Annotated in this window: 4 protein-coding genes; 3 read left to right on the forward strand and 1 reads right to left on the reverse strand. The window is 32.3% G+C overall.

Features of this window, described 5'->3' with window-relative positions; translation table 11 throughout:
* Window positions 1–476: 476 nt before the first annotated feature.
* On the reverse strand, window positions 477–1,640 hold the full coding sequence (locus tag J2S15_RS20180) for a hypothetical protein (RefSeq protein ID WP_307412268.1): 1,164 nt from the start codon (window positions 1,638–1,640) through the stop codon (window positions 477–479).
* A gap of 567 nt (window positions 1,641–2,207) precedes the next feature.
* On the opposite strand from J2S15_RS20180, the gene J2S15_RS20185 reads away from it, so the two are divergent.
* The 3 genes from J2S15_RS20185 to J2S15_RS20195 form a co-directional block, all read left to right on the forward strand.
* Complete coding sequence (locus tag J2S15_RS20185) at window positions 2,208–3,338, forward strand: M20/M25/M40 family metallo-hydrolase (protein ID WP_307412272.1); 1,131 nt, start codon at window positions 2,208–2,210, stop codon at window positions 3,336–3,338.
* Window positions 3,325–4,164: a YitT family protein gene (locus tag J2S15_RS20190; RefSeq protein ID WP_307412275.1), complete on the forward strand. Its 840-nt coding sequence runs from the start codon at window positions 3,325–3,327 to the stop codon at window positions 4,162–4,164. Before J2S15_RS20185 ends, J2S15_RS20190 begins: the two co-directional genes overlap by 14 nt.
* A 228-nt stretch (window positions 4,165–4,392) precedes the next feature.
* Window positions 4,393–7,150 (forward strand): InlB B-repeat-containing protein (locus J2S15_RS20195; protein ID WP_307412277.1); only part of this gene is annotated, 2,758 nt, incomplete at its 3' end.

Here is a 7,150-nt window from a genome sequence, read left to right on the forward strand (position 1 = left end):
GTTCTTTCGTATATCGTTTCTGTTGCATATTGTTTCTCCTTGACTTATTTTATCATTTTTCTATCTTGGCGTAGCAACTTTACTATACTAGAACAGAACCAACTGTGACACCAACACCAGATCCAGAAACTCCAATTTTCCCAGCAAACCCTACAGATTCAAAAAAGCAGGAGATACAGACAGGATATCGAAGTAATATGGTTGGGTCTGCTCTATTATTAGTAACGAGCATTCTAATGTTCTGTGTTATTATGAGAAAAAAGAAAATCACCACGAAAAGTTGAAATTAGTATTGAAAAAAATAAAAATGGTTTGTTAGTTTATTAGTAGTGAGATTAAAAATTAAAAAAAGACACGTTGCAACGAATAGTGTGACTCCTATCAAATAGATAGGTAGAATATCATAACAACGTGTTTTTTTAGGACGTTTTACAAAGTAAACTACTTATCACTTAGCAAAACTGAATGAGTAAACCTTATATCATAAACCCAACAAGAATGCTTGTAAGGAATACAGATGTAATGGTTACTGTAGAAAAACCAGCAATAATCATTTTTGGTAAAATTTCATTTTCTATTATTTTTTTCTCTTCTTCTGTTTCCCCAACTGCATTTGCTGCTTCTTGACTTAAAATCATCGTTCCTGGAAATCCATATAAAGATGTTAACCCAATTGCGATTGACATTAGTAAACTATAGCCTAAAATTTTTCCCGCAATAACAGAAAAAATAATTGCTCCACCTACTCCAATGACAAATGATAATAATAGAGGAACTATTAATTCAATTAAATCATTTACTGATATTGTTGCTAAGGGACCAAAAATAATAATCAGCACTCCTAACATCATTAAACCAAAAGCATCAATACCTCCTAAAACATTTTTCTTAAATATACCAGTTGCTCGCAAAGCAATTCCAAATAATAAAGCAATGATAAATGTATTTATAATTCCGCCAGTAAATTCACTCAATTTCATTGAAACAACAACAACCACACCCACTATAAAGAGTGTTCCTGCTGTAGTCTGAAATACTTCTGGTAATTTACCACTGGTTTTTTCTTCAATAGCACTCTTTTCATTTGATTTCAATTGACCATTTCGATATTGTACTTGAATATTTTTTGCTTCTTTTCTCAATATCATAGAAGTTAAAGGAAATCCTATAACCCCTTGAAATGCTGATATTAAAACAGGCATAACAGCAACTGCAACCAAACCTAAAACAATAGCCTTTTCTTGAACCATAACAATTGAAATTGTTCCACCGCTAATAGCAGCAATCGCTGCTATTACATGATTTGTTGTTTCAAAAAGCGGACCAAAAACAAATAAAAATGCTGCAATACCTACAACAGCAGAAACACCAATTACAAAAGTTTTCCATTGAGCTTTGAATTCCTGAAGACTAATAGAAGTCCCAATATGTACAATAATAAATCCTACAATTGTTGTTCCTAAAGTTAGTAATGAAGAACTGGTTAATAAGTCCTCCGGAAATAAATTCGTTTTAAAACCTATTAAAAATATAAGTGATGCAATGAACAATGAGGATAACATTGTATTAGTTTTTTTAGAAATAAAATCACTGATTGTCCATATCATCATAATAACTGTAAAAGCTATAACTGGATTCATTTTTATATCACCTCTTTCTTTTTATAATTGTTTTGACTGATTATTTTACTAAATTAAAACCTTTTAAAATAATGAGCAAATACTCATTTACCATTGACAAAATACCATCAACGCTTATTTAGTTCGTATTAATGTAAATAAATATAAAATAATAAGCTATAGACAAACTTGTATTGGTCATAGTAAAGATTTATATAGTTTAAAATAAACTAGTGAATAAGTTCTCCTCTTTTGACTCCTTTCCATCAGCCCTCAATTCATACGGGTATTAAAACATAGAAGATCTTTTCTTACAAGTAAATTGAATGTTGTAAATGTAACTTATTATTTAAACATTCAATTTACTTGATTGTAAATAAACTGGTGCTATAATAGGCATGACTAATAAATAATTTTAATAAAGAAAGGATCAAAAAACTGCTGGAATATATTCATTAGCGTATAAAAATATTATTGTACCTTTATATCAAAATGAATTGTATAGAGTTTGTTTATACTTGCTTTTTTAGTATCAATAATACATTTTTATAATATTAACAGATAAGTTTTTTGAAGCGGGTGAGTGAATTGAAAACAGAAAGAATGATTAAAAATTTCGAAGATATGGTAAAAATTGATTCCACTTCTAGAAAAGAAGGGAAATATCATGAATATTTAAAAAAAATATTTAAAGATTTAGGCTGTTCGTTATATGAAGATAATATTTCAAAAACAACTGGATTAGGAGGAAATAACTTATTATTCAAATTTCCTGGTGATGCCAGGTATGATTCAATTTTTTTCTCTTGTCACACGGATACAGTTTCACCAGGGGAAAATATTGAAACACAGATAAAGAATGATATCATATATTCCTTAGGGGATACGATTTTAGCTGCAGATGACAAAGCAGGAATTGCAGCAATTATTGAATCTCTTCACATCTTAAAAGAGAATAATATTCCTCATGGACCAGTAGAAGTTGTTCTATCACCAGGAGAAGAAATTGGTTTACTTGGATCAAAAGAATTTGATACTAATCAATTGAAATCACAATATGGGTTCATTTTAGATGGTGCAGGGAAGGTCGGAATTATAACCGTAGCAAGCCCTACCTTAATGAAATTGAACATAAAAGTATACGGAAAAGCTGCCCATGCGGGAGTAGAACCAGAAAAGGGAATTCCTGCGATAAACATGGTTGCGGAAGCTATCTCAAAAATTCCATCAGGGCGGTTAGATGATAAAACAACATTAAATTTTGGAACGATTCATGGGGGTGTCGCTACGAATATTGTATCGGAAGAGGTTACGGTGGAAATGGAAATAAGATCAATTTCTCATGAAACATGTTTAACAAAAGAAAAAGAGGTTATTACTGTATTTGAACAAGTTGTGCATTCATGGGGGGGAAAATTAGAAATTGAAAGTCAATTGCTTAGTCGCGGATATGAATTTTCAAAAGATGACAAAGTGGTGCAATTGGCAACGATTGCAATTAAAAATATTGGTCGCGATGCTCATTTTGAAATTAGTGGTGGAGCAAGTGATGCTAATTCATTCAATGAAAAAGGGAAAGAATGTGTAACCTTGTCAATAGGATATGAAAAAATTCATACAACAGAAGAATTTATTCCTATCGAAGAAATGGAAGCAACTGTAAAATTACTTCTTGCATTGATTGAAAATAAAGTGGAGGATGGTAATGAAATTAATTAGAAAAATTCCGATAATTACTTTCTCTATTTTCTTGATTGCTCTTTCAATTAATATGTTCCTTGGCCCACACCATGTAGCAGCAGGAGGTGTAAGTGGAATTGGTATTTTGCTTGAAGCCTTCCTAGGTATTAATCGGTCATTTATAGTAATGATTTTAAATATTGTTATGCTAGGATTAGCATTCCAGTTTTTAGGAAAAAAAACATTTATCAATATTTTAGCAGGAAGTATTTTACTACCAATATTGTTGTACATTGTGCCAGAATACAAAATGCTTGATGATCATCTACTTTCAGTCATTTCCGGAAGTATGATATTTGGAGCAGGGGTTGCAATATTATATAGGATTGATGCTTCTAGTGGGGGTACTACAATACCACCTATGATATTTAAAAAATATTTTAATCTCAATACATCAGTCGGCTTATTATTAACCGATTTAGTGATTGTTGTATTTAATATATTTATCTTTGGAATGGAATCTTTCTTTTTGGCAATTTTGTCTCTTATTTTAACTTCGGTTGTAATGTCCTATATGGAAACAGCGTTTCATCAAAGAAAACTTATTATGGTTAGGAGTTATGAACATTTAGAAGAAATAAAAATGGCAACACAAGCAATTATTGACCGAAAAGTTACAATGGTTAATGTTTCTGATACTTTATCAGTAGAAAATAATAATAATAATATGTTAATGCTTGTAGCAAATCAACAACAGTATAAGCAGATAGTAAAACTAATTGATACAATTGATAAGAATGCAGTAATTATTGTAAACCGAGTTGCCGAAGTTCATGGTATAAGTTTTTCATATTATTCTGCTTAAAACATAAGATTAAATATATCAATGTTTATCAAACATTTCCGTAAAACCCCTTATTTTAATGATGGGGATATAAGTTAACTAAAAGCTACCGTGGGACACATGGGAAGTTACGCTTGTGGAGAGTATGTAAGACTAGAACTATCTAGCAACGTTCTAAGAAACAAGAATCCCCTTACTTTAGCTATGGGGAGTTGTCATTTAAATAATATATTGAAAGGCGAGTCAATTATGAAAAAAATTTTTAAAGTTTTTAGTGCGATTGCAATAGTATTAATATCAGTTTCTCCAACTCATTACATGATTAGTGCAACTGATGAGGAAAATTCAATGAATTCAAAAATTCAAATCTTTGTGGAAGACATAACGGTGGATAAGGATGATAAAGGTTTTACACTGCTAGATGGAGTTTCAGCAACTGATGTGAATGGAGATGAAGTTGAAGTAAAGGTTTTAGATGATGGAGAGTTCGATGTTACAACAATAGGCAATTATATAGTAACATATCAAGCAATTAACCCATCGGATGACAGTGAAGTTACAAAGGAAAGAGTGGTAACTGTAGAAAATAAAAATATTATAATAACTACTCAAGAAAATCCAGTTAAAAAGAATTTGTTGAGAGCGGGTTCGGTAACAGTTTCTAATGTTACTGATTTGGCTACAGCTGTTGCAAACGCTAGTGAAGGTGATGTAATCACATTAGATAATGGCTTTGTATTTGCTAGTGCAACTATTGCAGTACCAAATGTGAATGTTATAATTGAAGGTAATAATTTAACATGGACAACAGGTTTGATTACTTTTAATGGTAGTGGTACAGGATCAATAACACTTCAAAATTTAAATATTGATGGAACTACATCAACACAAAGATTAATGAGTATTACAAACTCAGCAGGTCAAGTAATTTTAGAAGGATTAGATATTAAAAATGCACAAAAAGGGGCAATTTATATTGGAACACAAACTGCTGCCAAAACAACAATTAATAATACAAGGATAGCTGATGGTGTTTCATCTGATACAGCATCTGCAATTTATTTTGATGGCTATTCAAATATTGATATCAATTATTCTACTATTGAGAATAATGTTGGAAGCGGAGCTGGTTGGGAAGCCGGAGCATTAGCAACAAAAGGATATCGAGGAACATTAAACATTAATAATTCAGTGTTTAAGAACAATAAAAATAAAAGTGCTAATACAGGAATCTACGGTGGTGGAGGTGGAGCCATTGAGATTCACTATATGTATGCTGGAGTGATAAATATAAAGGAGTCGTATTTCATTGGAAATGAAGCGAATGGAACTGATTCGGCAGCAGCAAGTACTTACGATGGTGGAGCTATTTATGTTTTTGATGGTAGGGATGGTTCTACAATTAACATAGACAAAACAACATTTGAGTCTAATATTTCTCATGATGATGGTGGTGCAATTATGTTTCAAGGAACAGGTAACCCAGGTTTGTCTACTACAATTTCAAATAGTACATTCTATAACAATCTTGCTCAAGGTTTGTCTGGGGGAAACCGAAGCGGAGGAGCAATCCAGTTTTTCAAGAATGGTGGTTCTAGTGTCATGACAAACAAAGTTTCTGGATGTACGTTTGTAGGCAACACTTCGGGAAACGAAAATACTAGGGTCGAACAACGAGGTGGTGCAATTGGGTTGAGCGGAGCAGGAACCTTAGCAACTGCTACTTTCACAAATAGTAATTCTTTATATTTTGACAATCAAGTTTATGGGGTAAATGGTACTCTTAATACTGCATCAAATTATAAGGATACTTCGAATACTAGCACAACAACACTGACATCAAATCTTATCGGTGCTGATAGAGGTGGATTAATACCACCTCATACAAGGCAAAGTATTTTTGGCTCATATGGGATTACATTGTCAGAGAACCATTCATCAATTATTGCAGGAGTAAATGGGGAAATAGTTAAAACTATTCCGATTATGCCAGAAGGTCTAGCAGAAAATAAAAGTACTAATGCAGTAACTGGTACAGATCAAAGGTCTTATACAAAATATAAGGATATTGGTGCTGTGGAAGCATCATGGGTTAAGTATGATGCAAATGGAGGAAGTTTTACATTACCTGCATTATCAGCATATAATGGAACAGAGTATTATGAAGGAACCACACCTGTTACTTATTATGATGTAGGAGTTATTGCAGGAACAAGTACAGTAAAAAATGAATCAGATTTAGCAATAACTGCACCAATATCCAAAACATTCCTTGGGTGGTCAACAAATAAAGATGCTACTACTGCAGATGCAACATATGCACCTGGTAATTCAATAACTTATTTAAAGGATAACCAAATATTATATGCAATCTATGGAGATGTAACATTTAATATTACATATGATGGAAACGGCTATGATGGAGGGACAGTACCTTTTGATGATACAGATTATTTATTTAATCAAGAGGTGACAGTTAAACCTCAAGGAACGATGACAAGAGATGGATACAAATTTATTGGTTGGAATGAAAATATTGATGGGAATGGAATAACATTTGCAGAAGGTTCTTCTTTTTATATTGTTGCAAACACAACACTATATGCAAAATGGGAAGAGTTATATACAGTAACTTTTGATTCACAAGGAGGCAGTTCAATCAATCCTCAAACAGGGTTGGAACTGGGTTCTAAAGTAATGGAACCTGTAATTCCAACAAAAGATGGGTATTCCTTTGATGGTTGGTATACAGATACAACTTATACTACTGTATGGGATTTTAATACAGACACGATTGTTGGAAATATGACATTATATGCAAAATGGAACATAGATGATGAAAAAAATCTTTATACAGTAACTTTTGATTCACAAGGAGGCAGTTCAATCAATCCTCAAACAGGATTGGAACGGGGTTCTAAAGTAATGGAACCTGTAATTCCAACAAAAGATGGGTATTCCTTTGATGGTTGGTATACAGATACAACTTATACTACTGTATGGGATT

It is taken from the genome of Breznakia pachnodae (assembly GCF_030814225.1).
Lineage (GTDB): Bacteria > Bacillota_I > Bacilli_A > Erysipelotrichales > Erysipelotrichaceae > Breznakia > Breznakia pachnodae.

Coding starts and splice junctions, on each gene's coding strand:
- J2S15_RS20180 (WP_307412268.1), bottom strand. CDS start 1,640: ATGAATCCAGTTATAGCTTTTACAGTTATTATGATGATATGGACAATC.
- J2S15_RS20190 (WP_307412275.1), top strand. CDS start 3,325: ATGAAATTAATTAGAAAAATTCCGATAATTACTTTCTCTATTTTCTTG.